The sequence below is a fragment of the Candidatus Paracaedibacter acanthamoebae genome, from assembly GCF_000742835.1.
GTDB classification, from domain to species: domain Bacteria; phylum Pseudomonadota; class Alphaproteobacteria; order Paracaedibacterales; family Paracaedibacteraceae; genus Paracaedibacter; species Paracaedibacter acanthamoebae.
Window position 1 is genome coordinate 1288377 of the sequence record NZ_CP008941.1, and the last position, 25750, is coordinate 1314126.

Sequence of the window (25750 nt, forward strand, 5' to 3'; positions counted from 1 at the left end):
TCAGGAGTCATCCTATGCCAACCCATGCTGAAAAGAAAATTCTGCCTTATACGCCAGAACAACTTTTTGACCTCATCGCGGATGTAGCACATTATCCTGAATTTTTACCTTGGGTTGATTCCGCCAATACCTATGATCACCACGACGATTCATTTACGGCAGATGTCATGATTGGGTACAAGATCTTCACTTATCCTTACAAATGTCGGGTTCATTTGGTACCTAAGGAACGCATTGATATCGAATACCTTACCGGTCCATTTCATTACCTAAACAATCATTGGATCTTAAAACCGCTCACTGAAAAATTGACAGAAATCGATTTTTATATCGATTTTGAATTCAATAATCCGATGCTACAATCTCTTTTGACACCAGTATTTTCAGAAGCTGTTAAACGTATGATTCACGCCTTTGAAAAACGCGCTGCCGCCATTTATTAAGATTGAGCTTTCTTAACAGTCAACCCTTACTGCAACTTGATAAGCTTATCTCTCATAAGACTCTCCTGAGGTTGCAGGTTTTAAAAAATCCTCACAGACAATAATATTGTAGATTTATACTGCAATATATATTATAAAACTCCCAGGAAGAGGAACAATTAAAATTAAGAATAATATTGAATGAAAAAAATATTTTAATGGGATTATTTTTATTAACTACATCCCACGCAATGGACTCCTATCGCTCATTGCTCACTATTGAAAATCAAACTTCTGACCAATTAGAATTTACTATTGCAGCATGTGGAGAGGATAAAAACGGATCATTTGAAGGACAAGCTTTCCCTCACGTCATTCCTCAACTTGCTAAACCACAACAAAAATTATATTTTCAGAAAAGAGATCTATTTTCCGAATATCAGCGAAACTGCTCTCTCACAAACTTTGAGATTATAGTTTTTGCAGCGGATGATATTTTCCATATCTCTAAGTATATCCCCATAGGAAGTGAGTTAAAATTTGAACCCACTCCTGATCAAAATAAATATAAACTATTGATTAGCAGTTATGGAACGACCACAGAAAATTTTATTACAGCAGCTAAATAATCTTAGCCTTTCTCTAGATAAAACTTTGTATACCATTTAACAGCACCTTATTAACTTTCAGAGAGGGAATAAGGTGTTTAGTCGATTTCACCTTTATTCTTATAAAAAACTTTTCCCTTTTCAAAAAATATAATTAATTAGTTAAACTCTGAGAGAATGACCGGTAAATATAGGTTTCTATATTTCAATTTTTTCTAGCTCGACTCATTTAAAAATGTTAACAATGAGGGATGATGAACGAAAGCACAATAAAGCATGTCTCAACCCACTATATACCTTGTTGAAGATTCTGATGGAATGCGCCTGGATCGCTGGCTAAAAAAACAGATCCCTGACTTGAGGCAGAGCGTTCTTGAAAAACTATTACGCACTGGCAAAATTAAACTTAATGACAAAAAAATTGCCGCTGGCCATCGGATTACACCCGGTGATGTAATTAGTGCCTGGGAAAACCTGGACAAATACAAAAATGTTTTGCCCCAAATCAGCATGAAAGAGGCAGTATTACTAACGCCTGTGGATATTGAATTCTTCACATCCTTAATTATTTGGGAAGATGAGGATATGATGATCATCAATAAACCCAGTGGATTAGCCGTACAAGGGGGGACCAAGACTTTTACTCATGTGGATCGGTACTTGGCTGGTTTGGGTGAGCTGCGCAACTGTCGCTATCGCCTTACCCACCGCATTGATCGTGACACCAGCGGATTGCTTGTGATTGCCAAAACAAGTGAAATGGCAACCTATCTGACGCAATGTTTTAAAGATGGGACAGTAGAAAAAACCTATTGGGCCATTACGGTTGGACAGCCTAACCCTGGCAGCGGCACGATTAAAGCACCGTTGATTAAGGCCGGCATGGGTGACCGAGAAAAAGTGGTGGTCGATTATGAAACTGGCAAACCGGCTGTTACGGTTTATCAAACAATTAAGAAATTGGAAAAACCGCACCTTCCCTTTATGGCTTGGGTGGAGCTAAAACCGCAAACCGGTCGGACCCACCAAATCCGCGTGCACTGCCAACATTTGGGGGCGCCGATTCTGGGAGATGGTAAATATGGTGGCAAAGCAGTGACAGATATTAATCGTACCTTGCATTTACACGCTCGATCCATCACAATTCGGGATAGAGATGGTAATAAACTCAGCTTTAATGCACCGCCTCCGGATCATTTTGCTGAGACTTTGGCACGGTATGGTATCCAATGGAGCAAGACTATCTAACACGATTGTCCCCTCTTTTTGCCCCTTTAACGACCTTGCCTGGGGTGGCAGGTCGCCGCGAATCTTTATTTAAAAGATTATTGGGAGAGCGTGCCATTGATGCTCTTCTTCATTTTCCAAGTAACATAAATTCCTACAGGCTTGTTCAAACTATTAACGACGCCGCCGTCGGCGAGACTATTATTATCCAAGCCGAGGTGATGAGCCATCGCCCAGCAACCCGTCGCGGTGGCCCCCATCGGGTTAGTTGCTATGATGGTCATACGTTCTTTGAAGTGGTGTTTTTTCATGGCAACATCCCCTATTTTCATAAGATTTTACCCGAAAAAACTAAACGAACAATTATAGGTCGAGTGGATAAAAATCTTAGCCGCTGGAGCATTACCCATCCTGAAAAGATCTATCCCGCAACACCGGATCAAATCGTGCCAACAAAAGAAGTCGTCTACCCTTTAACAACGGGCGTAACAAACAAATGTGTTCACCGTGCCATCGATGCAGCCTTAAGCCGCCTGATCAATTTTCCAGAATGGCATGATAAAACAGTCGCTCAAGAGTTAAACCTTATGGGTTTTAGTCAAGCTATTCGACAATTGCATCACCCCCAAACAATGGAAGACTTACAGCTAACACCAGCCCATGAACGTCTTATTTTCGATGAACTATTCGCCCATCAGTTAGCGTTACACTTTTCTCGTCTGGTTAATCAAGCAGAAACCCCTGGTCAATCGATGATCGGCACAGGAAAACTTGTCCGTCAATTATTAGCTCAATTGCCTTATGAGCCGACTGAATCGCAAAAAGATGTATTGAGAGATATATTTGAAGATATGGCAAAGCCAAATCCGATGACACGGTTAATTCAAGGGGATGTGGGCAGTGGTAAGACATTGGTTGCCTTAATCAGCATGGTGCGGGCTATTGAATCAGGTTTTCAAACTGCAATATTAGCACCAACCGATATCTTGGCGCGTCAACATGCAGAAACGATCATAAACTTAGCTGATACAATTGGAATTAAAGCAGTCGTTCTAACAGGCCGTGAGAAAGGCAAAAAAAGAGCACAAATTCTGGATAACCTCGCTCAGGGGAAGATTGATCTACTCATTGGAACCCACGCATTGCTTGTTGAGGATGTTCAATTTAAGAATTTAGGATTAGCCGTTATTGATGAACAGCATCGATTTGGTGTGGAACAGCGTTTAGCCTTAGCTCAGAAAGGAAATAACCCTGACATTTTGGCCATGACAGCAACCCCTATTCCGCGCTCTTTACAACTAGCAAATTTTGGTGACATGGATGTATCCATTATCCGGGAGAAACCCGCTGGAAGGCAGCCTGTAACGACAAAAGTTCTACCCTTAAATCGTCTTAATGACGTAATTGATGGCGTACAGCGCGCTTTACAAGATCAAGCAAAAGTCTTTTGGGTTTGCCCCTTGGTCGAAGAATCAGAAAAAATCAATGTATCCGCTGCTGTCGATCGGTATCAGCAACTTCAGGAGATTTTTGGTCATCGCATAGGCTTAGTCCATGGGAAAATGAAAGCTGCTGACAAAGATGCTGTGATGGAGCAATTTGTGAATGGCGATGTCGATATCTTAATAGCCACAACAGTCATAGAGGTTGGTGTTAACGTACCGGCCGCAACCATTATGATTATTGAGCATGCAGAAAGATTCGGTCTGGCCCAGCTGCACCAGTTACGTGGACGAATTGGACGGGGAGAAAGAGCAGCAACCTGTGTGCTGCTCTACGGCCATGAAATGAGCCAAGTGGGAAAAGAACGCTTAGCGACAATGCGCCAAACCAATGATGGATTTGAAATTGCGGAAGCCGACTTGCGCCTGAGGGGTGGCGGGGATATTTTGGGGACGCGTCAAAGTGGTTTGCCGGGCTTTCGTTTAGCAGATTTTGTCTCATATCCCGATAAAATGAGTTCATTATTAGCGTTAGCCAACACAGAAGCCAAAAAGGTTTTAAAAACAGACTCTGCTTTACGCGGCGACCGGGGCTTTGCCATTCGCCTTCTACTTGAGGTCTTTGCCATGGATAATGCCATAAAATACACACGTTCGTAATATTGCATGCTCTAGAGTTCCTTTGAGGGTGAAAATATAAGAGAAGGAGAAGGAAAATATGGTTTCCTTCCTAAAAATCTCGTTCAAATAAGGCCGCCATGGTTGTATCTTTCATCTTGCTTTCTCGGGATGATCCAAATTCAAAAGCATAAGCATCCTTTAAACAGGACCCAAAAATACCAGCGACAGTGGAAATAATTCCAACTGCCTCCCCCGGTAAAAATTCTGAATAATAAGCCAACGTAACCAGACAGCTGATTAATCCACCAGCCGCACTAATGACCATAATATCAGCCCGGGTATTATTCCGACCTGCCTTAATCAAGGCCATATCGCGCAACCGAGCATCTTGCTTATCCTGCATGACGGCAAGTTCCATTTCCGCTTCTAAATTCAAAATAGCCCTTTGGAACTCAACCACCAGTTCGGGTTGTTCAAGCAGCAACCGAATTATATCGGGCGAATCTTCGATACCGGTGATTCGCTTTGCAATATTTAAAACATTTTGAGCAACCTCTTCAGCTTTTTCTCCAGCCAACCACCGTGCGATGGAAGGTATAAATTGCGCCAAGCCGAACGCTGCAGAAATAGGTGAGCCCGACATTATTTGCCCCCTCTCGATAGATCATAAAAAATATGGCGTCCAATTTTCACCTTAGGTTTAGCCGTCAACGACCAAGTGGGAAAAGATACTATCGTAGATGCATGATAATGATCACATCCTCGCGTTAAATCTGGCCAGTGATCTTTAATAACCATGTCAGCGACCTTAAGACAAATATCAAATAAAGGATCTGTAATCGTGGTAGTAATCAATTTTTGATTAGGATCATGCGGATTCCAGCAAGAAAACTGATATGGTTTCTGGCAAATCTCACTAATTGTTTTGCCATACCAAGTTTGTTGTTTTTGGCGATTTTTGACCACATTTGCAATAGCAATTAAGGATGCTAATCCGCCATCAACACGATGGTATTCCCCTCTTGCCTCACCAAATATTGTCCGGGCGAGAATTTGAATTTCATTCATTCTGAAGTCTCCTTATTGCTGTTTCTCAAAAGTTATCCAAGCACATTTACTACCGTGACGTTGAGCCTCGATAGACTTATAGACGACGGGAGGGTCGTCACTATTTTCCCCAGAGATTTGGAGGGAAACATGTCGATCACGAATGTAATCAATAAATGTATGTTCGGGGTGAAGCCGATACTGCATTGCATTATCGGCTTCAAAAAAGGTAACACTATATTGTTTGATGCGCTCTAACTCACATCCTAACTGCCAAAATCCCCCCAATGGTTGCTTATCAGGGGCATTTATTACATTCACGTTTGACATCAATGTCTCAAATTCAATACCGGAGAGAAAAATGATGGAAAGAGGACGTTTTTTAATCACCCCATCTAATCGAGCTAATCCCTGATATTCTAAAGACATCTTCGCAAATCTATAATCTGCCAAAGGTCCTTTAAATACACTAGCCGTTCTATTATTAAGCGCTAGAGAGGGGTTATGAGTCGTTGGTTCGGGTTGAATTTCAACCAATAGATCAACTATATCTGGCAAATGGTTCGGTTCTTCCAAATTTTCCGCTTCCGTCACTTGTCCTAACTTCAATCGAGCCACATCTGTCGTCAAGAAAGCAGTTGAAGGCGCCTCATATCCTTGCCAATAGGAGCGTTTATCTATCTTTTGATGAATTACTGTCATGCTTCCTCCTCTGGTGTTCCTAGTTGATTGGGGGCACTCCAATACAAATCGTGTAGCCGGAACTTACGCTCCAGCACATCGGAACTTCGCAAATCTTTAAAAGTGAAATCTATAGAAGTTGCTGCTTCAGGCGGCAAACTGCTGACAGGTTGTTCTTGATCTTGCAACCAATTAATTTGATCACGCACATGGTTTTCAACCGTCAATGATTCTATAAAATGATCTGCAGTTAGGCTGCTTACCTTTTCAAAACCAAGAAGATCATCTTTATAACCCCAGTTCAGAACAAAGGGCCTTTCTTCCTCCGCGCCAGTCGCAACCGCAACGGTTAAATGAGCGACAGCTCGATCAAAACGTCGTTCCAGTCGACAACTGGTTACCTTGCCGGTTATTCTACCGGCAGGTAAACTCTCATGACAAATCTTTAGCTGATGATCAAGAGTAATATCTAAGGCATTTACAAATTCAACTTGAAATCTAACTTCTGCGGCTCGTGAAGAATACGCAAGGTGAGACTTTGCAATATTAAGAGCACTTAAAATTGCTTGGCGCCCAGCCGTCGTCTCAAAAAAACTAGAGTGGCTTTGCATGTCACCAGTTAATTTATTGAGTTTAAGCTTTAATTTCCGAACCGGACGTTTAGAAAAGCCCAAATACTGATTCTGGTGATGTACAACAACATCAACTTGTTCACGCCTCTTTTGGCGATACGTCCATCCTAGAATTAACTCACCTTGAAACCAATGCTGTCGATACCTTTTGCCATGTATTAAAGGGGTTATTGTGGGATAATGTCCCAGGCTTCCTGTTGAGGGAGGGGTAAACTCTTTTAAAGAACTGCGTAAAACTTCATACCCACTCCGTCCAAGCGTCTTGCCTGCCTTCGGCCAACTGACACTCAAACTTTTGGGCGAAAGAGTGTTGATTCTCCCTTGAGAAAACTGTAATTCAATTTTAGGAATAAGATTGATCTCTCCTTGACATTCCTGAACCCACTCGCAAACCACAGACAAAGATACAGCAGGCAGAGGGGTATCACAGATACGAAACTGAAGACTTCCTTGTAAGATTTGCGTTTGAAAAGTCTGCTGATGGGTGCCTTGAAAAAGAGATGATAACGTCATCTGATGGGTGACACGATCATAACAAAACAATTCTTGACGAAATTCCAGGTAATCAGCAAGATCAAGTTGCTTTTGCCCTCTCAAAAGCAGACAATCTGGGTGACTTTCCTTAAGGTTGCGGGTCAGTGCACTTACTTGGTGCCCCAAATCAACTGGCGTTGCCACCAGCTCCACTATTTTAGTGACTTCGTCTATTTTTTTTGGCAAACCCACAAATTGCCCCTTAAAAATCGGCTCTAGATGCCCTCGATCATCCGTTACAATAAAAGCCCATCCCTCAGCAGGTATAAGGTCTGATATGGGTAAAACCAGCGTCGCGACAGCAACACGGCCTTCTTTATGATCAATGACAAGCTCAAGTAATTTTACCGGTAACTGCTCACAATCAGCAGAAAATGATTGAAGTGGATTACATTTATATAAATAAATCGACATCGATACCTCTTAAATTATGTAGACAATTTAATTACGCCATTCTATATATGTAGCAATAGATAGAAGGATTGATGTGAAACACATCCCAGTTTTAGTCTTTTAACCTTCTCAATTAAGAGTTAAATCATGAGCAACAACCCAGCAGTAACTGTTGAAGAAACTACTATTGACCGCCTCAGTCGCCTGAATCTTATTGGCTGGTTTTTCCGTAAAGGCTATCCTCAAGGCGCATTCTGGGCGACAATGATTTGCGTTGTCAGCGTTACCAACGATGTATTAATGCGTTTCTTAGGGGAAAGACTTCATTCCACTGAAATCATTTTTTTCCGCTTTTTTTTCAGCATGATCACTGTTATTCCTTTAATGCTCAGCCATGGCACGGCAGTCTTTAAAACCTCTCGCCCTATGCTGCATGCTTTCCGGGCGATTCTTGGAGTCGGTGGTATTGGAGCTTGCTGTTATGCTGTCAATGTTATGCCATTGAACGAAAATACCTCTATTATGTTCTCACAACCTTTATTTTTCCTTCCTCTTGCGGTCTTTTTATTGCGTGAACGCGTCGATGCCCCCCGATGGATCGCCACTTTAGTTGGCTTTATTGGCTTAATGGTTGTTTTACAACCCGGTTTGGATACATTCCGTTGGGTTGCTCTGGTTCCTGTCGCCGCTGCACTTCAATTCGCCTTGCTGGATATTATCGCTAAGAAAATGGTTGCCACCGAATCAACGTATAATATGTTGTTCTATTTTGCCTTTGGCACCACCGTTTGCGCCTTTATCCCTGCCCTTTACTTCTGGCAAACCCCAACGCTTAGTGAACTAGGACTGTTGGTCTTACTAGGAATTGGTGCTAATTTAATTCAAGTTTGTTTAATTCGAGCCTTTACTGCAACCGATGCCTCTGCTTTGATGCCATTCCGGTATGTTGAATTTATCTTTACCTCTGCAGTTGGCTTTATGCTTTTCAGCGAAATCCCGACTCAGCTTACTTTGGTAGGGGTCATCTTAATTATTGCTGGCACAGCCTACCTCAGTTATTATGAATCTCGCCGCAAGCCGGCATAAGAAAAGCCGCCCTTAACAGGCGGCTTTTTCATTGTAAAGAGCATCTTATTATACTTCCTCTAGCTCCATTTGCCAGCCTGTTTTAACACCCCATTCATCTGTTTTTAAGACATATCGAACGATACGCATTGTTAACAAAGGGCGATAGCTGACAAAGCATGGTTGATCTGAATCAATTGTTATCTCTCGCCCCTCGATATGGGCAACATATAAGGGACTATGGTGTTCATCAATCACATGGACAGACCCCGCGGCAGGAAGACGATCGAGCGTTACTCTGTTCCCTTCACATCGCTGCCAAAGCCTCTGAATGCAACTGACATCTACGATTCCACCGACATCCAGCCTATCGGTTGCAATGACTGTCTTGTCTTCGCAGGAGATCGTTGATTTATACTTTTTACCATTTGTGCCTAGAAAAACTAGATCTCCATTAACAGTGCGACGGAATTGTCCCAGGGCTAAAGGCACTAATTCCTGCATACATCCCCTTGCGGACAAGGGCGGAAAACCGGACCTAGATATAATGAGTTCTGTTTCCATTCTAGCCTCATTGTACCCAACGGGGTAAATTTAAAGGAAGCGTCCGCTCTAAGTCTTCAAGTTCCTGAGTTAATGCATCGATGACTTGATCTTTATCCATAAGTTATCTCCGGAGTAGGGTTTCATAATAGTGGCTCACTGTTTTTTTTGGCCATTCTTGGAAATATCAACGACATTGCCCATCAACTTGACGATAGCTGACCGCCCGTCTGACAATGATAAAACTTGACCATCTAAATGTTGATTGATTTTCTTGGATTGGTCCAAACTTGATTTAACGCCAACATCTCCATCCAAACAAACCGTCCGGAATTTAACCTTTGCCAAAACAGAATTTTCACCCAAACCAATATTTTGCTGAACTTCATCCAATTCCAGCAGACAGCATGGGTATTTAATATCGGTATGAGGCGTCAGATAAAAGTTTTGGTCTTCAACCTTTGATTGCAAATGCGACTTAACTGTCGCTAAAAATGAGAAGTCGCTCATGACTTTCGCCTCCCTGTGCTTACAACAAAATATATAGCTTAGTAATCTTAAGATCCCGTTAAATCAGGGCAAGTTTTAGCAAAAAAACGCAAACTTTCTCGATCTTTAACCATTGACTTTCGACAGTCGGCCCATAATCCCTGCCAGTAAATACGCTGAAATCTATAATTTGTGGGGCGAATTTTTATATCAAAAACTAAGGCATCGCCTTCCACACCTTTCAACCGTACATCGGCCCAAACTGTTGTTGAATGGGACCATCTTTCAGAAAGATCTCCCTCATCCGTTTCAACCAAATCTCGTCGCCATAATTGAACACGATCAGTTAACATTGAAGATTTCATGCCAGCCCCACTCTTTTATAGGGTTGTACCATTTGCAATAAAGCCAAATAACTATCGCGATCAATACCGGTCCGACATTCATAATGACAAGCAACATGATTGATAACCGCTTGAAGCAAAGTTGGGGGCACACACTCTGGTCTCTCTCCATAGCCAGCCACAAATTCAATCTCAAAGCATTTATAGGTGGTTTCTGTATGCACTATCATCCGACCCGCTTCTTCCTGGACCATATAATTGACCTGCCGTTTTTGTCCTAAGGAATCAATAATGGCAACATGCTTAAGCTCAACTATATTCTGCTTTGGCAGCACAACAGTAGCACGGCAGCGTTGCACATCTGATAAACCAACTGGATGGGACTCTGAGACTAGGGTTTGCCATAAAAATGTTGTGTTTAACAGAGGTGAGTCGATCAGATCTTCGACCCATGTTGTTGCAACCTTAATAAGATGTATTAAATAATCGTCATCCTCAGCGTGATCAAGACGCAAATGCGCCTTGATCTGCTGAAGTGACACGCAGGGTTGGGCTTGCGTTTGAATCACTGTCAGCATAAATTACTCCTGGGGTGTTTCGTTTTCTTTGGTTACATCAACAATTTTAATGGCGTTAAAATTAACCACATCACCGCCAACCCGTTTGGTGGCATAGAATTCCACATAAGGCTTAGCTGAAAACGGATCGCGCAAGACGTTCATGCTGGATCGATCCACAATTTGATAAGCTTTGGCAATATTCGCAAAGATGATTTTTTCTTTACTTGTTTCTATGTCATCGCACAAATGAACAGGATACCCCATTAACAAGTTAGGCTGATCGGCGGCCAAAGATGACTGCCAGACATACATGTCGTTACCATCCTTAATTTTACGAATCAAAGCCGCGGCACGGCGAGACATAATCCAGCATGCCCCTTCCAGATATTCTGATTTCATCGCATAAAATACATCGATTAGATCCTCAGCGGTTATATCCTTGTCTGCGGCAATCGTAAGAGTTTCAATATTACCCCACTCTCCTTTGCCGATATCAGCAGCTGGATAGCTCAGAATACCTTTTGGCTTCGCCGTACCATCTCCATAAAGGAACGCTTGATTTTCTGTCTTTGCTATTTTATCAGCAATACGTTCTGCTAACCAAGATTCGACGTTAACCGCTGCATCATCAAGCATCCGTTGGCTAACTTTTGGTTTTGCATAAACTTCATGAACAGGAATAGAAACTTTAACGAGTTCAGGGGTGGATGTTTCATCGCGTGCAGCAGTTTCAGCAACCCAACCCACATCCGGTTCTGTTTTTTCAATCAGCATATCCATCGCATCATGGGTGATAGTGGTCACCGCAGCTAAACGACGAATGGTTGATCGAGATTGTAAATGCTGATTAATTAATTGAACAGCCGAGGATGGGATCAAGTATCCGCCACTACTATCATTCGAACTAATCATTGCTTTGGCTGAAATGTCATCAATTCCTTTCCGAACGAATTGCCCGAACCCATCAAAAGAATCAGACTTTGCCATGACCATTTGCGGACGCTTTAAAGCAACTTCCACCTGGTTTAGTCTCTCAGCTGTTTTGCATAGGGTATCTTCAACCTGGGCAATTTTAGTTTGCTGTTCTGTTGTAAAATCCTTAACAGATGCATTAAGTTCCGCCAAAGTGGTGGTGATTTCTGTCATGAGTTACTTCCTTTCTTGAGTTAAACGTCGAGACTTCAGCATCTCGCTGAGCTCCTTAATTTGCCGGACAATATCGTCACTAACGGCAAATTCCTTGACCGCGGTGATTTTTGCATCCGGATTGGCAGCAAAAGTCACAAGCGAAATTTCGAGTAAATCGACTTCTTCTAAAATACGCGCATTCTTTTTTGGATCCTTTAAGGCTCTGATAGAGCGAAAACCGATAGAAAGACTGTCAATAACGCCAGCTTTCATCAAAGCATAAGCCTCGCGACCCGCTTCTAAATCCAGAAGCAATCGCCCTTTTACGAATAAACCATGCGCGTCTTCATAAATTTCATCCCACACACCGATCGGTTTGCGTTGATCGTGCTGCCATAACATTTTTGGCAAGCGTCCTTTGGCACGCCATTTGTGGAGGGATTGTTGAAAAGCTTGGCGTCCCACAATTTCTTGATGATGATCCGTTACATCAAAAACGCTGGCATAGCCACAAAAAAAGCCATCATCTTGATGGCTTTTAATCGAAAACGGAATACTTAAGTGTTTGGTCATGGGGCCTCCTTCTTAGGGTTAACAGTCAAAGCATCGCCATTCGGCAAGGGTCCATATCCCACTGCCTGGCGCTTTTCATTAAGGGTGAGAAAATCAGCTGATTGAATTTTGTTCCATAGAGATTCACGCCGTTGAGCCAAAGCTGGAATGGCGTCAACATCGTAGGACAAACGATATCCATTCCCAAAATAAGGACAAAGCCACAGATTGAATTCGGCGATCAGAAATTCCATCAAGGGTAGGATGGTATCTTCCCACAGGTGATAGCGAGCTTCCTTATAATTGGCAAATGTTGCATCTCCTGCAATTCCCACCAGCATCGGTGGAACCCCAAAGGCTTGGGAAATTTCCCGGGCCGACATTTTTTTCCCTTCGATAAAATCGAGGTCTTTCGGACTGAGTCCCATTTCTTTCCAATCAAAATCACCCTCTAAAACCATTATTCGGCCCGCATTGGCATTGCCTTCATAGATTCGGCGAATATCCTCGCGCAGGGAATCTCTTTGCTTTTCCGTAAGGGGCTGAGAATTTCCAGGCTTAAACATCAAAGCACCGCTTGGACGCCCACCGTTTTGCAACAAGGATAAATTATGTTCAGCCACAACATTATGTTGATCAATTGATCGAGCAGCCGCTTCGATAGGACTCATGCCATACCAATCATTTAATGGATGGAAATTTTTCAGATGAAGCACGGAAGAATGTCCCGTAATTGGATCACATTCTAAGCGCCGTTTATGTCCATCAATATCGTATTCAAATCCGGTAGGCATACCCGATATTCCTGGAATAACTTTCATCCGATCAGGTCGCAAAGCATACAGCTCACGCGCTTGATTCTGTTGATCAAAGACTGCTTCAATATAAGCATTGCCAGACAACAACAAATGCCCCACCACCGCTTCCATAAAAGAAGAGCCCGCTTGACGCGGGCTCGGACAGTTGAGCAACTCTAAAAGGGGATGTCGATCAACTTCATGATCCTTATGATATAGCAACCACGGTACGCTACCCACACCGCGAGCAATCAAAGTAACACAGCGGTAAACAATAACATTTTTTTGATAACCTTCATCCGCTAACAAAGCATAATTGCGGGGGGTCCACACCGGCTTACCCAGCGTATTATAAGCAATATAAGAAGCCACACTGCTAGACTTTTGTTCAGTCCGCTGTGGCCACAAATTTTTAAGAATATTCATGGAATTTCCTTTTAACGATACACGACTCCAACTTACAAGAAATGTTATATATCAATTAAATAATATTAGGCAATAGATGGTACACACCATAAATTGCCCATGGGAAATTTTTTATAGCCTATACAATTTTTCGACTGCCTGTCCTCTCAAGATCCCGGCTCTTTGGCCGGGAAAAGGGAGAATAAATAAAAAAAGGGTTCTATCCCCGGACTTGATCCGGGGTCTCGAGCTCACAAGAGCCATCGCTTGCTATCTCGAGATCCCGGCTCTTCGGCCGGGAAAGGAAGTATCAATAAAAAAAGACCTATTCCCCGGACTTGATCCGGGGTCTCGATTTCATAAGGGCCATCGTCTGCCATCTCGAGATCCCGGCTCTGCGACCGGGAAAAGGGAGAAAATGGTAAAATAGTAGCCATACAAAAGAACTTATTCCCCGGACTTGATCCGGGGTCTCGAGATCATAGGGGCCACCGCTTGTCAGCTCGAGTTCCCGGCTCTTCGGCCGGGAAAGGAAGTATCAATAAAAAAAGACCTATTCCCCGGACTTGATCCGGGGTCTCGATCTCACAAGGGCAATCGCTTGTTATCTCGAGATCCCGGCTCTTCGGCCGGGAAAGGAAGTATCAATAAAAAAGACCTATTCCCCGGACTTGATCCGGGGTCTCGAGCTTACAAGGGCCGTCGCTTGCTATCTCGAGATTCCGGCTCTGCGACCGGGAAAGGAAGTATCAATAAAAAAAGACCTATTCCCCGGACTTGATCCGGGGTCTCGATCTCACAAGGCCATCGCTTGCTATCTCGAGATCCCGGCTCTTCGACCGGGAAAGGAAGTATCAATAAAAAAAGACCTATTCCCCAGACTTGATCCGGGGTCTCGATCTCATAAGGGCCGTCGCTTGCTATCTGGAGATTCCGGCTCTTCGGCCGGGAAAGGAAGTATCAATAAAAAAGACCTATTCCCCGGACTTGATCCGGGGTCTCGATCTCATAAGGGCCGTCGCTTGCTATCTGGAGATTCCGGCTCTGCGACCGGGAAAGGAAGTATCAATAAAAAAAGACCTATTCCCCGGACTTGATCCGGGGTCTCGAGCTTACAAGGGCCATCGTGTGCCATCTCGAGATCCCGGCTCTTCGGCCGGGAAGGGAAGTACATCATGAAAAAAAATTTAATCATCCTTTATAAAATTAACCTTTATTTTAAAACTTCCTTTTAATATAAGGATTGATAGGTATTAGTTAAGTAAATCGGAAAACAACCATGAGACCCATTGATCTTTCTAAGTTAAGACCATTTTACATGGTGGCTCGAGAAGGGAACATGACTCGAGCCGCCGAAAAACTTAATGTTAGTCAACCCTCTCTCAGTCAACTAATCAATGATTTAGAATATAACCTTAAAGCCAAATTATTTGATAGAATTCCTCGAGGAATGCGTCTCACTCCTCAAGGAGAAAAATTATATACTCATGCCAAGGAAATCATTGAAAAACATGAAGTGTTTGAAAAAATTTTTCATGAAGTAGAGGATGAATTACAAGGTGATTTAAAAATTATCATAATGCCTTATATTGGAACAGATTGGCTTATTCCTAATATAAGAAATTTTTTAAATAAATATCCACAAATTAGTCTTCAAATAATTCTAAGCGATAATGAAATTCAGGATATAGGGGAACATGATATAGCCATCTGTCCTCTCATTCCTCATCAACCTCAGCTTATACAAGAGCCACTTTTTACAGTATCTATCCGCCTTTTTGCCAGTGAATCTTATCTTAAAAAGTTTGGTATACCCCAAAAACCAGAGGAGCTAAGTAATCATCGTTTAATTGTTTACAGAGAAAATTATCATAATCCCTATGAGAATTGGTTACTTAATATTGGAAATGATATTACGAATAAACCTCGAAAAGCTTATATCCAAATTTACTCTCTTCACGGAATGATCAATTGTGCTCTGAATGGACTTGGCATTATTGAAGCCCCTGATTTGACCAACATTTTAAATTTAGGTTTAAAAGAGGTTCTTCCTAATATGCCTAGGCCCCAGGTTCCACTTTATTTTATTTATGATAAATCTCGCAAAAATTCTAAAAAGATTATTCATCTCTATAACTATCTTCTCAAAATAGGCAAGTAAATTTAAAATACAAAGGAACAGATAATCTATTTACAGCTTAAAATAGTCCCGCTAACTGCTAGGTAATAAAGTTGGACGCAGATTTTTTAAAATTTCCTTAAAATCCCTGCGCCTTACATAAATTTTTTATCTATATGAGAAGCATAAAACAAGAAGAATTTATTTCTTAACAATTGAAATAGAAAAAAGAGGCTGACCATTTTTAGTTTCGAGAGGGATTCTATACATACGTGACTCCTTATTTTTGTTATCAACTATTGATTGATATTATGGTTTTTTTTAACTGTACGTTTCTTATTACCTTTTCTTATATCTCAAAGTCAATATTGGTTACCCTCCTATAAAATGAGAAATTTTCTCTATTTATCTCTTTAAAAAAGGGAAATAATTGATATTTTTACATTTTTATTCTTAATTATTTTAAATAGTACAAAGTGATAAAAAATTTGTGCTTTAAATTTCAAACCTTGTCCCTTCTCTCCACCAGGATTCACGGAGACATACATTTCAGCGGTTTATTATCCCGCCATTCTGGAAATGAATATAGTTGTAGGATGAGAACAATATTCTATAACAATATGGTTTCTCTACTAGCCTTTGGTTATCCGCTCACCGCATTACTGTGATAAATTTTTAAAATTAAAATTATTTACGTAGAAAATTATTAAATTAATTTTGCCTTACATTTTTTTATAATTTTATAAAAATTATTTTTTTGGCGGAAACCCTAAGTTTTTGAGATAAAGCATAAGCTACACTTATCTTTTTAATCCCACCTTAGTATTAGTCGTCTTAGAAAAAATTCATTAATTACAGCAAGACACTAATACTTTTTAAAGAAATATGATGACCAAACTAAAGAGGATAAATATGTTAAGCATCTTAAAAAATTACGTTACATCTTGGCAGACGGAAGAACTGGCTTTTTCTTATGAGCTTAACTGTTCGGTAACGCCAGCCGGGTTGGTATTAACATTGCATCAGTCACAGACCTCGTTCTCTTTAGCGATAACAATTCAACCTTCTCCGGATTCTTTACGCATCAGCAGTTTTACGCTTGAAGAAGAGTCCCATTTAGGTTGATCTCTCTCAACCCTTGTATGATGCGGCGTTGATTGAAATGGTGCTTCAAGGGTTAGATTTAATTGCCTTCTGCGCTCAACGCTTTAACAAGCAAGAGGTTAATTTTATGCTTTCTCCCTACGAAGCCGATCATTTAACAGCGTTGAAAACCTCTTCCACTCCATCTCTACCCATACCACCATTCATGGAAAACGCCAGCTATTGACGCTAATAATAGGGGATGATTTCTTTGAAACCATGGAAAGCATGACAGTTCAACTGCACCAAAGATTGTGGGCTCATCAAAAGACAGATTTAGTGGTGAGAAAATACTTACAAAGTGCCGATCGAACAAATGCCCCAGTCTTAAGTTTCCTTTCACTTCAGAAAAAAAACATGTCTCAAGCGAAGGGGGAAAATGTGATTGCTTTTCCGAAAGCGTCTCAGCATAAAACAGCCATCTAGAATCAATCTCAGAGAACTTTTAAGCCCCTAAGAAAATTGTATTTTCTTGGTCGATCCCTTTTTGCCTATAGAAAATTTTACTACAAGGTAGTCGTTACACTATGAACTCAAAATTGTCCTCCATAGAAGCCCATATTGGCCAACAAATTAAGAAAAGACGGCTGTCTTTAAACCTTAAGCAGCATGAATTAGCCAAGTTGCTTAAGATAACCCCGCAGCAGCTATCTAAATACGAACGGGGAGCTGATAGACTACCCTCTTACCGCCTCTACCAACTGTGTAAGGTGCTCTCTGTCACTCCCAACTTCTTTTTCGAAGGACTCGAGGGTGTATCAATCTGCCTGACCGAGCATGGGAATTGGCTTGTTTATGAAAACTTAAAAGGACAAAAAGTACACATTAAACTTTGTGAGCTTTATGGCACGGTTTCAGATGTAAAAGTTATATAGAAAAATAAGAGATGACTTAGTATGACCACTTTGCCCTATTGTTTCTTTCCAACTAGCACAGAAATTGATTATTTAACTAATTCTTAGTTTATTTTAAAGTTGGAATTATGCTTGCCCCCTTGGGAGAATCTGAGTTATTGTATTTACATAAATTTTATTCAAATTTGCGATTATTGAATGAAGCCACGCCCTCTTTCTCCTCATCTCCAGGTTTATCGCCCGCAGATTACTTCCGTTCTATCAATTCTTCATCGCCTGACAGGGGGTGGTCTTGTTATTTCGCTGTTATTTTTTATTGCCTGGCTCACCAGCCTTTCGATCAGTGAATCAGCCTATCACAGTTTTAAAGACTTTATGAGTTCATGGTTTGGTCAGATTGTTATTCTATTTAGCCTATTTGGGTTTTACTATCATTTAGCCAACGGTATACGCCACCTTGCTTGGGATTATGGCCACGGATATGAGCTCTCAACGGTTCGTTTAACGGGTTGGATTGTGGTAATTTTCGCTGTGTGCACGACCCTTATGACATGGAGTTTTGCATGACAACCTTAAAAAATTTTCATACCCCCATGAAACGAGCCAAAGGCTTAGGGTCGGCAAAGGATGGGACAGGCCATTGGATTGCCCAGCGGGTGAGCAGTATTTTGATTGCGCCGCTCGGACTTATGATCGTGGTTTGGCTGTCGCAGAATCACCAATTACCATACCCGGAAATGATCCATACAATTGGTAATCCGTGGATAGCGAGCCTCCTCTTCTTATTTGTTGCCAGTGTCAGTTATCATGCAGCGCTTGGGTTGCAGGTTATCATAGAGGACTATGTTCACAATCACTTTTGGCGTTACTGGCTATTAATAAAAACTCGTCTGGTCGGATATATCTTGCCAGCTGTGACTCTATTTTTATTGATACAAATTATGTTCTTGGGAATGAAATAAGATGGCAGAGAGCTACAAAATTATAGATCACCGTTTTGATGTCGTGGTTGTGGGCGCTGGTGGCGCTGGATTAAGGGCAACCCTTGGCATGTGCGCTGCCGGACTGAAAACAGCCTGTGTCACCAAAGTTTTCCCCACACGCAGTCATACAGTCGCGGCTCAAGGGGGGATCGGAGCAGCTCTCGGTAACATGGGCGATGGCGACAACTGGAAAAACCATTTTTATGATACGATCAAGGGATCCGACTGGTTGGGCGACCAAGACGCCATTGAGTATATGTGCCGCAATGCCCTCCCCTCAGTTATTGAACTCGAACACTTTGGCGTTCCCTTCTCTCGGACGCCTGAAGGAAAAATTTATCAACGCCCCTTTGGCGGCCACACCATTAATCAGGGCGAATCCATGGCAAAACGGGCTTGTGCTGCAGCTGACAGAACAGGGCATGCGATTCTCCATACTCTTTATCAGCAATGCCTAAAACACCAAGCTGAATTCTTTGTAGAATATTTTGCCCTTGATTTAATTATGGATGAAAAAGGTCGCTGTCGGGGAATTATAGCACTTTGCCTGGATGATGGAACCATCCATCGTTTCCAAGCTCACACAGTCGTCTTAGCCACGGGCGGTTACGGACGCGCTTTCTTTTCCTGCACCTCAGCCCATACCTGTACGGGTGATGGCAATGCCATGGTTTTACGCGCCGGCCTTCCTTTACAAGATATGGAATTTATTCAATTTCACCCCACAGGAATTTATGGATCTGGTTGCTTAATAACAGAAGGCGCCCGCGGTGAAGGAGGTTATTTAACGAACAGTGCCGGAGAGCGCTTCATGGAACGCTATGCCCCGAACGCTAAAGATTTAGCCTCTAGAGACGTTGTCAGCCGGGCTATGACCATTGAAATACACGAAGGACGGGGCGTCGGTCCCCATAAAGACCATATCTTTTTGCATTTAGAACATCTCGATCCAAAAGTTCTCCATGAACGCCTTCCAGGTATTTCGGAAACAGCCAAGATTTTTGCAGGCGTCGATGTAACAAAAGAACCTATTCCTGTTATTCCAACAGTTCACTATAATATGGGCGGCATCCCAACCAATTATATGGCCGAGGTCATTAAGGATAGCAAAGGCACAGTGGTTCCCGGCTTGATGGCAATTGGTGAAGCCGCCTGCGTGTCAGTTCATGGAGCCAATCGCCTTGGCACAAACTCCTTACTCGATCTCGTGGTTTTTGGTCGCGCAGCCGCTCATCGAGCCCGCGACCTTATTACCCCGAATATGCCGCATGAAACTTTGCCAACGTCTGCCGGTGAAAAGGCTATCGAGCGGATGGATAGAATCCGCAATAGCAATGGTCCCTTAAAGAGTGGTGATATTCGTCTTAAGATGCAACGAACCATGCAAAAACATTGCGCTGTGTTCCGCGATGAAAAACACATGCAAGAAGGTTGGGAAAAAATTAAGGAAGTCCATGATAGTCTGAAAGAAATTCAGATTAATGACAAAAGTTTGATTTGGAACAGTGATTTGATTGAATCCTTAGAGTTGCATAACTTGCTGGAACAAAGCCTGGTAACCCTGGCTTCTGCGGTGAACCGTAAAGAAAGCCGTGGCGCCCATGCCAGAGAAGACCATCCTGATCGAGATGATGCGGAATGGATGAAGCATACCTTGTGTACATTAATGGGGAATAAAACAAATATTGATTATCGACCTGTGCAGATGAAAACTCTAACAGATGAAATTGATGTTATTCCCCCCAAGAAACGGGTTTATTAAAGGACAGAACCATGGCTGATTTTTCCCTTCCCCGCAATTCTAAACCCACACAAGGCAAGCATCATGCTTGTAACAATGCTGCCGGTGAAGTTCGTACATTTCAAGTTTACCGTTGGAATCCTGAGGACGATGCTAACCCCCGCATTGATTCCTATGAAATCGATCTCAAAGAATGCGGCCCCATGGTGCTAGATGCCCTGATCAAGATAAAAAATGAAATGGATTCTACTCTCACTTTTCGTCGCTCTTGCCGCGAGGGAATTTGTGGCAGTTGCGCCATGAATATTGACGGAACCAATACCCTCGCCTGTACTAAACCAATTAGTGAAATTAAAGGGAATGTGAAGATTTATCCGTTGCCCCATATGAATGTGATTAAGGATTTGGTGCCTGATTTGTCCTTAGCCTATGCCCAATATGCTTCGGTTAAACCATGGATTCAATCAGATACCTCGGTTGGAGAACGTGAACGGTTACAAAGTGAAGAAGATCGTGCCAAACTTGACGGATTATGGGAATGTATTTTGTGCTTTAGCTGCACGACTAGCTGTCCAAGCTATTGGTGGAATGGTGAGAAATATCTAGGGCCAGCAACCTTACTTCAGTCCTATCGTTGGATTGCGGATAGCCGAGATGATCATACCGGCGAACGCCTTGATGATCTCGAAGATCCATTCAAATTGTATCGCTGCCACACCATTATGAACTGTACCAATACTTGCCCAAAAGGATTGAACCCAGCCAAGGCAATTGGGGAAATCAAAAAGCAAATTCTAGAACGTAAGGCTTAATTTTCCTCATGCTTTCAACGTAGCGTTGACAGCCAAAAGTTTGCTTCTTAACTGACCGTTCTTTAAAATGGTGGTTTTCATCTTTTACAGCAAAAACTCTATCTCTGGGCTTCCAATAACCAGGAAGTTATCAATAGTGGATTGTGATCCAAAATTGATGTCGCCACTCAATATACAATGAACAGGTTGATCAGATAGCCTCGAAGGGTTAATAACCACACCTTTAAGCCAAGAATCAGAATCTTGCGGTGCTAAAATTTTAATCGCCCCTGTTAAGGTTAGCGAGAAATCTTTAGCTTTAAATTTTGGAGTAACAAAGGTTGCCTCGCCCTTAACATCCCATAAACTCAATGAGACGTTAACCACATCCCTGACCTTAATATAAAAATCTGAATTAAAGTGTGCATCCATATATCGACCGGTTAAAACTGATTGGGTGGGTTGAATGTTAGTATAACTTTGAGGCGGCATAAATTGTTTGGTTGCCTTTAAATGCTTGACCATAACCTTAGAGGATTGGATATCACTTAGATCTATTGGATTAACTACTTTAATTTCCTGTTCTTGTACCTGAAAACAAACGCCTAGATCCTCGGCATCCGCTGTTACTATTCTCCTTTTATAAGAATTCTCTAAAGCATTATTGGAATGGGCTATGCCAATAATGATCCCGAGCGATACGCTTAACCGTTTAAATTTTACCATCTTTTAATCCCCCCTGATCAAAATAAAGTCATGGCCATCCCCAGATACATTCATGCAGATTTATGCTGGGGTGGCTATCATCAATCACTCATCTTCCAACTCCACTAAACAGCCAAAACAATCTTTTGGATGTAAGAAGATAACGGGCTTACCATGGGCCCCTATCTTTGGTGCACCAAGTATCCGAATTCCGTGTTGAGCCAGTTCAGCATAGGTACGAGAGACGTCTTCCACTTCTAGGCAATAATGATGGATGCCCCCTTGCGGATTTTTTTCTAAAAACTTGGTAACCGGAGAGGTGTCTCCTAAGGGATGAAGCAGTTCTAATTTAGTGTTGCCCATATCAACAAATATTGTTGTTACCCCATGGTCCGGCAGAGCCTGAGGCTCACTAATAGTTGCCCCTAATATATCACGATAAAATTTGGCTGCCTGATCAAGGTCGGGAACAGCAATCGCAATATGGTTTAACCGTTTTAGCATCTTGCCGTTCCCCCTTTTTAATCTGAATCTCTATACCGCTCAATTTCGACACCAACGCTTGAGGCATTTGAGTAAACATCAAGTTTTTCAACACAACACCAAACCTTAGTAATTCGAGGATTTTCAAAACATAGCTGAGCAATATCCTCTGCCAATGTTTCAACCAAATGCGTATGTCGGCCTTGCGCGAGCACCGTTATGGAACGAATTAATTGATCATAACAAACAAATTGTCCATGATATTTCTGATCATCAGGCGTCGGCATTTCAACTCGACATTTTAAATTTAACCGGATAGCCTGAGCCACCAAAGCTTCTTCTGCATTGATCCCAATAAAACAATCAAAAACAAGATCTTTGATAAGAATATCCCAAGTTTTGGAATGCTTAGATGCTTTAGCCTCTCTCCCGTGCTGGAATGTTATCATATTGGTCATTAGTCATCCCTTTGATCCAGGTTAGCTGGCACCATCCAACCTAAATGCTGACCACCATCCATAGCAATCATTTGCCCTGTCACTGATGGCGCGTTCCATAAAAACTCAATTGCTCTCGCAATCTCGTCCGTATCTCCGCCTATACCCAAAGGCGTTGATGTACATTGTTTTACAAACTGCGCTTGAGATTGGTTTGCATTTTTTAACGTCGGCCCAGGACCAATTCCATTGACTCGAATAGCGGGTGCCATCGCTAAAGCCAAAGCTTGAGTTAATCCCCATAATCCATACTTACTGATGCTATAACTCAAATAATGAGGCGTCAAGTTCCATACACGTTGATCAAGAAGGTTAACAATCATGCCCCTCCTCATTAATCGTTGAAATTCTTGACTCAATATCAACGGAGCCCTCAGATTAGGCTCCATATGATAATCCCATGATTCGCGGGTGGCTGTTTTAGAATTATCATATTTAAAGGTAGAGGCATTATTGATCAATAAATCAATACGGCCAGCCATCGCCTGCACAGCCTCCATAAGGCCAGAGACCTGGGATTCCTGAGCTAAATCAGCTTGAATCAACCAACACTTCTGGCCATGACCTTCAACCTCTTCTTTAAGATTTTGAGCCTTTTGAGAGGAAGTATGGTAGTGGACGACGACATCCCACCCAAGCTTTGCAAAATGAACGACAATAGCGCGCCCAATCCGTTGAGCTGCCCCTGTGACCATAAGTGTTGGCATTGTTTATTCTCCGTATTGGCTAATTCCTTTAAGCTCTTCTTCAATGCGTAAGAGTTGGTTATATTTTGCAACTCGATCTGAACGACACAGTGACCCTGTTTTAATCTGACCAGCATTAACGGCTACGGCTAGATCTGCGATAGTTGCATCCTCCGTTTCGCCTGACCGGTGTGAAATCACGACCCGATATCCATGGCGTCTGGCCAGTCTTATGGTATCTAAGGTTTCTGACAAAGTTCCAATTTGATTCAGCTTAATCAAAATTGCATTCGCTGCCAATTTCTTAATCCCCTGCTGCAAACGGTCAACATTTGTCACGAATAAGTCATCACCCACCAGCTGCACCTTGTCTCCGATTGATTGTGTCAACTGGCACCAACCATCCCAATCATCTTCAGCCAAGCCATCTTCAATGGAAATGATAGGATAGTCATTAATCAAGGCTTGATAATACTGAACCATACCAGCCGCATCTAATGTCTTACCTTCCCCTTTAAGGTGGTATTTTCCATCTTCATAAAATTCAGTTGCCGCCACATCCAAAGCCAACGCAATATCTTTTCCTGGCTGATAACCAGCTTCTTGAATGGCTTGCATAATAAAGTCGAGAGCTTCGCGGGAACTTCCCAAATTGGGGGCAAATCCCCCTTCATCGCCCACATTGGTCGACTGTCCTGCTTTTTTCAATAGTGACTTTAAGTGATGAAAAACTTCTGTCCCCATTTGAATGGCTTGAGCACTGGATTTGGCGCCGATCGGGACAATCATAAATTCCTGAATATCAACAGGATTATCTGCATGCGCCCCACCGTTTACAATATTCATCATCGGAACAGGCATGACATGCGCATCTATGCCCCCCACATAGGAATAAAGCGGTTGACCAACACTTTGAGCAGCTGCTTTAGCCACCGCCAAACTTACCCCCAGAATTGCATTCGCCCCTAACCGAGATTTATTTTTAGTCCCATCTAAAGTAATCATAGCCCTGTCAATACGGCGTTGATCACGAGCATCCATTCCCTGTAGAGTAGGAAAAATCTCATGCTCAAGAGATAAGATAGCAGACTGAACACCTTTCCCAAGAAAGCGGCTTTTGTCACCATCTCTGAGTTCTACTGCTTCATGACTGCCGGTAGAGGCACCTGATGGAACGGCTGCCCGACCAAACGATCCATCCGTAAGGGTGACATCTACCTCAACTGTTGGGTTGCCCCGTGAATCCAATATTTCTCGTCCAATTATATTTTTAATATATGGCATGATATTCCTTGAGAATGAGAGACAACCTTTAAGATCGTCGTCTTGTTTTATGAATCATTTTATTATTCTAAATTCCCGCTGACCCAAAAGCAACTTGATAAGAATTTTTTCCTAATTGTTTAGCCATATACATAGCCTGATCCGCTCGATCAATTAATTCAGAATAGCTAGAACTATGATCAGGATAAGATGCAACGCCAAAGCTTAGCTTAACACAAACTTCTTTATGATCAATTTGATAAGGCTGCTGACACATATCCAGAAGACGATCCATAATCGGTTCTAAAGCCGTTGCATCTTGGTAATAGATGAGAGCCACAAATTCATCACCCCCATAGCGAGCAACAATATCACCTTCCCTTAAGGCACTGTGAACGCGCTGTGCCACAGCTCTTAAAACAGAATCCCCAAACTCATGACCATAGCTATCATTGATATTTTTAAAATCGTCGACATCAATAAAAACAAGGTAAAATTGGTGCCGAGCCTCATTAATTAAGGATTCAACAATTCCTTCAAAAAATTGACGATTGGGCAAACCAGTCAATGAATCATTAAAGGCCAAATAACCTAATCCTCTGACTTCGCTGTTAGCATAATATTCTCGTTTGCGAATCAAATTTTCTAGCCGTGTAATCTCTTTTTCTAGATAAGATAAACTTTCAGACAGCTTATTATCGCCAGAATTAAGGTCAAGAGAGAGAAGATTTTTTGTTGTTTTCTTAATAGATTTTAACGATAATAATAATTGATTAGAAATTTTATTAGATGAATGTTGCAAATTGATCTCAGGGGACATATTAAGAATTTTTCGCACTATTCTCTTGCCCCTTGAAAAGAAAAGATTTTTTTGAATCTTGATACCTTCTGGATCCAAATTTTCCTCCACCACGTCTTGCTTTTTGCCAAGACCTTACAGGTTTTATATACCTTCTGTAAAGTTTAATTTTAACCTCTTAACTAAGGGCAATTTT

Annotated in this window: 31 protein-coding genes; 14 read left to right on the plus strand and 17 right to left on the minus strand. The window is 42.0% G+C overall.

Annotated elements, in window-relative coordinates; all coding sequences use genetic code 11:
* Positions 1-14 precede the first annotated feature (14 nt).
* The 4 genes from ID47_RS05765 (at position 15) to recG (ending at position 4359) form a co-directional block, all read left to right on the plus strand.
* Entirely contained in the window at positions 15-443 is a 429-nt protein-coding gene (locus ID47_RS05765; protein ID WP_038464788.1) for a type II toxin-antitoxin system RatA family toxin, read from the plus strand.
* 176 nt (positions 444-619) lie between these two features.
* Positions 620-1051, plus strand: a complete 432-nt coding sequence (locus ID47_RS05770; RefSeq protein ID WP_038464789.1) for a hypothetical protein — start codon at positions 620-622, stop codon at positions 1049-1051.
* Between the two features lie 255 nt (positions 1052-1306).
* Entirely contained in the window at positions 1307-2278 is a 972-nt protein-coding gene (locus ID47_RS05775) for an RluA family pseudouridine synthase (protein ID WP_051908675.1), read from the plus strand.
* Positions 2260-4359 carry an ATP-dependent DNA helicase RecG gene (gene recG / locus ID47_RS05780; RefSeq protein ID WP_038464790.1) on the plus strand — a complete coding sequence of 700 codons (2100 nt, stop codon included), beginning with the start codon at positions 2260-2262 and terminating at the stop codon, positions 4357-4359. Before ID47_RS05775 ends, recG begins: the two co-directional genes overlap by 19 nt.
* Before the next feature lie 70 nt (positions 4360-4429).
* Here the strand turns inward: recG and ID47_RS11760 are convergent, their stop codons facing one another.
* The 4 genes from ID47_RS11760 to ID47_RS05800 are packed head-to-tail and all read right to left on the minus strand — an operon-like array spanning position 4430 to position 7628.
* Positions 4430-4963, minus strand: a complete 534-nt coding sequence (locus ID47_RS11760; RefSeq protein ID WP_051908676.1) for a hypothetical protein — start codon at positions 4961-4963, stop codon at positions 4430-4432.
* Complete coding sequence (locus ID47_RS05790; RefSeq protein ID WP_038464792.1) at positions 4963-5388, minus strand: cell wall hydrolase; 426 nt, start codon at positions 5386-5388, stop codon at positions 4963-4965. Before ID47_RS05790 ends, ID47_RS11760 begins: the two co-directional genes overlap by 1 nt.
* A gap of 12 nt (positions 5389-5400) precedes the next feature.
* Complete coding sequence (locus ID47_RS05795; RefSeq protein ID WP_038464794.1) at positions 5401-6069, minus strand: hypothetical protein; 669 nt, start codon at positions 6067-6069, stop codon at positions 5401-5403.
* Entirely contained in the window at positions 6066-7628 is a 1563-nt protein-coding gene (locus ID47_RS05800; protein WP_038464796.1) for a hypothetical protein, read from the minus strand. Before ID47_RS05800 ends, ID47_RS05795 begins: the two co-directional genes overlap by 4 nt.
* 126 nt (positions 7629-7754) lie before the next feature.
* Between ID47_RS05800 and ID47_RS05805 the strand changes: the two genes are divergently transcribed.
* Entirely contained in the window at positions 7755-8693 is a 939-nt protein-coding gene (locus tag ID47_RS05805) for a DMT family transporter (protein WP_075261567.1), read from the plus strand.
* 48 nt (positions 8694-8741) lie between these two features.
* On the opposite strand, the gene ID47_RS05810 is transcribed toward ID47_RS05805, so the two are convergent.
* The 7 genes from ID47_RS05810 to ID47_RS05840 form a co-directional block, all read right to left on the minus strand.
* Positions 8742-9176: a hypothetical protein gene (locus tag ID47_RS05810; protein ID WP_038464799.1), complete on the minus strand. Its 435-nt coding sequence runs from the start codon at positions 9174-9176 to the stop codon at positions 8742-8744.
* A 195-nt stretch (positions 9177-9371) separates the two neighbouring features.
* Entirely contained in the window at positions 9372-9725 is a 354-nt protein-coding gene (locus tag ID47_RS05815; RefSeq protein ID WP_038464800.1) for a hypothetical protein, read from the minus strand.
* 47 nt (positions 9726-9772) lie between these two features.
* The gene (locus ID47_RS05820; RefSeq protein ID WP_038464802.1) at positions 9773-10069 is read right to left on the minus strand and encodes a hypothetical protein; all 297 of its coding nucleotides are present in this window, start codon (positions 10067-10069) and stop codon (positions 9773-9775) included.
* On the minus strand, positions 10066-10626 hold the full coding sequence (locus ID47_RS05825) for a head-tail connector protein (protein ID WP_038464804.1): 561 nt from the start codon (positions 10624-10626) through the stop codon (positions 10066-10068). Before ID47_RS05825 ends, ID47_RS05820 begins: the two co-directional genes overlap by 4 nt.
* Positions 10627-10629: 3 nt before the next feature.
* Positions 10630-11754 (minus strand): phage major capsid protein, encoded by a 1125-nt coding sequence (locus ID47_RS05830; RefSeq protein ID WP_051908677.1) that lies wholly within the window; start codon positions 11752-11754, stop codon positions 10630-10632.
* Positions 11755-11757: 3 nt separating this feature from the next.
* Positions 11758-12309 (minus strand): HK97 family phage prohead protease, encoded by a 552-nt coding sequence (locus tag ID47_RS05835; RefSeq protein WP_038464806.1) that lies wholly within the window; start codon positions 12307-12309, stop codon positions 11758-11760.
* Positions 12306-13511, minus strand: coding sequence for a phage portal protein (locus ID47_RS05840; protein WP_038464808.1), 1206 nt, complete (start codon positions 13509-13511; stop codon positions 12306-12308). The genes ID47_RS05835 and ID47_RS05840 overlap by 4 nt, the downstream gene beginning before the upstream one ends.
* A gap of 1258 nt (positions 13512-14769) precedes the next feature.
* Between ID47_RS05840 and ID47_RS05855 the strand changes: the two genes are divergently transcribed.
* From ID47_RS05855 to ID47_RS05895, 9 genes are all read left to right on the plus strand, one after another.
* Positions 14770-15651 carry a LysR family transcriptional regulator gene (locus ID47_RS05855; protein WP_075261568.1) on the plus strand — a complete coding sequence of 294 codons (882 nt, stop codon included), beginning with the start codon at positions 14770-14772 and terminating at the stop codon, positions 15649-15651.
* 870 nt (positions 15652-16521) lie between these two features.
* Positions 16522-16734 (plus strand): hypothetical protein, encoded by a 213-nt coding sequence (locus tag ID47_RS05860; protein ID WP_038464816.1) that lies wholly within the window; start codon positions 16522-16524, stop codon positions 16732-16734.
* Positions 16735-16747: 13 nt separating this feature from the next.
* Positions 16748-16939, plus strand: coding sequence for a hypothetical protein (locus tag ID47_RS05865; protein ID WP_038464819.1), 192 nt, complete (start codon positions 16748-16750; stop codon positions 16937-16939).
* Positions 16936-17178: a hypothetical protein gene (locus ID47_RS05870; RefSeq protein WP_038464821.1), complete on the plus strand. Its 243-nt coding sequence runs from the start codon at positions 16936-16938 to the stop codon at positions 17176-17178. The genes ID47_RS05865 and ID47_RS05870 overlap by 4 nt, the downstream gene beginning before the upstream one ends.
* Positions 17179-17279: 101 nt before the next feature.
* Positions 17280-17627, plus strand: coding sequence for a helix-turn-helix domain-containing protein (locus tag ID47_RS05875; protein ID WP_051908678.1), 348 nt, complete (start codon positions 17280-17282; stop codon positions 17625-17627).
* Positions 17628-17804: 177 nt separating this feature from the next.
* Entirely contained in the window at positions 17805-18173 is a 369-nt protein-coding gene (sdhC, locus tag ID47_RS05880; RefSeq protein WP_038464823.1) for a succinate dehydrogenase, cytochrome b556 subunit, read from the plus strand.
* Complete coding sequence (gene sdhD / locus ID47_RS05885) at positions 18170-18568, plus strand: succinate dehydrogenase, hydrophobic membrane anchor protein (protein ID WP_038464825.1); 399 nt, start codon at positions 18170-18172, stop codon at positions 18566-18568. Before sdhC ends, sdhD begins: the two co-directional genes overlap by 4 nt.
* Position 18569: 1 nt before the next feature.
* Complete coding sequence (gene sdhA / locus ID47_RS05890) at positions 18570-20351, plus strand: succinate dehydrogenase flavoprotein subunit (protein ID WP_038464827.1); 1782 nt, start codon at positions 18570-18572, stop codon at positions 20349-20351.
* Positions 20352-20362: 11 nt separating this feature from the next.
* Positions 20363-21142 (plus strand): succinate dehydrogenase iron-sulfur subunit, encoded by a 780-nt coding sequence (locus ID47_RS05895; RefSeq protein WP_038464829.1) that lies wholly within the window; start codon positions 20363-20365, stop codon positions 21140-21142.
* A gap of 84 nt (positions 21143-21226) precedes the next feature.
* On the opposite strand, the gene ID47_RS05900 is transcribed toward ID47_RS05895, so the two are convergent.
* From ID47_RS05900 to ID47_RS05925, 6 genes are all read right to left on the minus strand, one after another.
* Positions 21227-21847 (minus strand): hypothetical protein, encoded by a 621-nt coding sequence (locus ID47_RS05900; RefSeq protein ID WP_038464831.1) that lies wholly within the window; start codon positions 21845-21847, stop codon positions 21227-21229.
* Positions 21848-21931: 84 nt separating this feature from the next.
* Entirely contained in the window at positions 21932-22330 is a 399-nt protein-coding gene (gene mce / locus ID47_RS05905) for a methylmalonyl-CoA epimerase (RefSeq protein WP_038464833.1), read from the minus strand.
* A 17-nt stretch (positions 22331-22347) separates the two neighbouring features.
* Positions 22348-22767, minus strand: a complete 420-nt coding sequence (locus ID47_RS05910) for a dihydroneopterin aldolase (RefSeq protein ID WP_051908679.1) — start codon at positions 22765-22767, stop codon at positions 22348-22350.
* Positions 22767-23513, minus strand: coding sequence for an SDR family oxidoreductase (locus tag ID47_RS05915; RefSeq protein ID WP_038464835.1), 747 nt, complete (start codon positions 23511-23513; stop codon positions 22767-22769). Before ID47_RS05915 ends, ID47_RS05910 begins: the two co-directional genes overlap by 1 nt.
* A 3-nt stretch (positions 23514-23516) precedes the next feature.
* A complete protein-coding gene (gene eno, locus ID47_RS05920) occupies positions 23517-24776 on the minus strand; it encodes a phosphopyruvate hydratase (protein WP_038464837.1) in 1260 nt (419 codons plus the stop codon).
* A 67-nt stretch (positions 24777-24843) separates the two neighbouring features.
* Positions 24844-25593, minus strand: coding sequence for a GGDEF domain-containing protein (locus tag ID47_RS05925; protein ID WP_156956677.1), 750 nt, complete (start codon positions 25591-25593; stop codon positions 24844-24846).
* Between the last annotated feature and the right edge of the window lie 157 nt (positions 25594-25750).